The organism is Pseudomonas meliae (assembly GCF_001400515.1).
GTDB lineage: Bacteria > Pseudomonadota > Gammaproteobacteria > Pseudomonadales > Pseudomonadaceae > Aquipseudomonas > Aquipseudomonas amygdali.
Map to the genome: position 1 here is coordinate 1 of NZ_LJQT01000454.1, position 549 is coordinate 549.

At 47.0% G+C, this 549-nt stretch carries 1 protein-coding gene; it reads left to right on the forward strand.

From position 1 onward, the window contains the following. Positions 1–56: 56 nt before the first annotated feature. Positions 57–549: acyltransferase family protein (locus ALO64_RS20700; protein ID WP_328586229.1), on the forward strand; the 493-nt coding region annotated here is incomplete at its 3' end.

The following is a 549-nucleotide window of genomic DNA, read 5'->3' on the forward strand; positions in this document are numbered from 1 at the left end:
TCTTTTTCAGAGTTTCCCTTTGTGTGATCGGCTCCTCTTCATGTGGTCCTAATCCCGTGTACTGGAGCCTTTCCCTTGAGGAGCAGTTTTATTTATTGCTCCCTCTTCTTTTCTTTCTGCCCAAAAAACGTTTAATCCTGATAGTCGTCGTGCTGGTGCTGATCCAGCTTCCTGTCTACCGCATGCCATGGCACCAAACGGTGGGCGGTGCTCTTTGGTTTATAAGGACGGATGCTATTTTACTTGGAGTGTTGATTGCCTATTTTTCGACAACAGGCGTGTACAGTCGCCTTTCTACGCTTCTGGAGAATAAACACAGGCACAGATTGATCCTGTTTTTATCGCTGGTTGCTTTGCTTTCTATTATGCCGAGAGTCGGGTTCTATTTTGCCGCAGGCGGCATCGCAATCGTCAGCGGTATGCTGGTTCTTCTGGCCTCATTCGATAAAGGCTTTCTCGTACCGAAGTCCGGTATCTTAGCGCCGTTTCTTTGGGTGGGTACGCGTTCATTCTCACTGTATCTCTTACATTGGGAGTATCAGTTTTTTT